The following is a 1,308-nucleotide window of genomic DNA, read 5'->3' on the forward strand; positions in this document are numbered from 1 at the left end:
GGGCTGCTCACCTGGGAGAACGGGCAGCCGCGGCTGGTGTCGCACACTTTCGCGCCTGGCCTGGCCAACCTCTCCTTCGCCGGACTGGTCGCGCCGCGTTCCGGCGCGGGCATGTTGTTGATGAACAGCTCCCGGCTACTCGCCGAGGCGGCGTTGCTGCAACAGCAAGTACGCACCCCGCTCGGCGATCTCTACTCGATCGTCTCCGAACCCTCCGGTGAAATCCTCGCCGGTGGACCGGAATTGCGCTGGGAGGTGCTGCGCGGCCGATGGCTGGTGCGCGTGCTCACCCAGCTGTCCACATTGCGGATCCTGCTGTTGCGCAGTTCCGTCACGACGGCGACGGAACCTGCGAGCCCAGAACCCGTGCCGGTTGCGCCACGCAGGCTGACCCGCATCGTGGTGAGCCCAGTCCTCGCCGTCGCCCGTCGGATCGCTTGACTCCCAACCCACTACACAGGAGCCCCTTCCATGCCTCCCAAGAATCGTGCACCCCGGACGATCGCCGTCGGTAGCCCCTTGACCCTGCCGTGCGGGGTGACTTTGCCCAACCGCATCGCCAAGGCGGCGATGAGTGAACAGCTCGGCGAGATCAACGGTGCGCCCAGCCAGACGCTGACCCGTCTCTACAGTGCGTGGGGTCGCGGCGGCGCGGGTCTGTTGATCACCGGCAACGTGATGATCGATCGCCGCGCCTATGTCGAACCCCGCAATGTGACACTCGAAGACGATCGCCACTTCGAAGCCGTCGGCAACTGGGCGCGCGCGGGGTCGCGGGAAGGTGCCGTGATGGTCATGCAGATCAACCATCCCGGCCGAGTTGCGATCGGCCCGCTGAACCGGCTTCCGGTGGGCCCTTCGGCATTGCGTCCGGGGACGATCGGCTACAACCTGCGCAAGCCGCGCGCGTTGCCGCTCGACGACATCGCCGACCTGCGACGTCGCTTCGTACGCTCCGCGGAATTGGCGGTCGAGGCCGGTTTCGCCGGTGTGCAGGTGCATGCCGCGCACGGATATCTGCTCTCGCAGTTCCTCTCTCCCATCGCCAACCAGCGAACCGACCGATACGGCGGCAGCCCGGCGAATCGTCGTCGACTGCTACTCGACATCGTCGCCGACGTGCGCGCAGCCATCGGGCCACGCGCACTGCTCTCGGTGAAGCTCAACTCCGCCGACTTCCAGAGCGGGGGACTGGACGAGCGCGAATCGCTCGATATCGCACTCGCCCTCGAGCAGCTCGGGATCGATCTGCTGGAGGTCTCCGGCGGCAACTACGAAGCGCCGGCGATGACCGGCGTGGTGCAGGAC

The 1,308-nt window shown here is 67.0% G+C and carries 1 protein-coding gene and 1 pseudogene; both read left to right on the top strand.

What is annotated here, in order from left to right; all coding sequences use genetic code 11:
- Window positions 1-441: pseudogene (locus ACFWF3_RS36165) on the top strand (hypothetical protein); the annotation flags it as partial.
- A gap of 30 nt (window positions 442-471) precedes the next feature.
- The coding region (locus ACFWF3_RS36170; RefSeq protein ID WP_379318670.1) for an NADH:flavin oxidoreductase at window positions 472-1,308 on the top strand (837 nt) is incomplete at its 3' end.

This window comes from Nocardia sp. NPDC060220 (assembly GCF_042727815.1).
Classification (GTDB): Bacteria; Actinomycetota; Actinomycetes; order Mycobacteriales; family Mycobacteriaceae; genus Nocardia.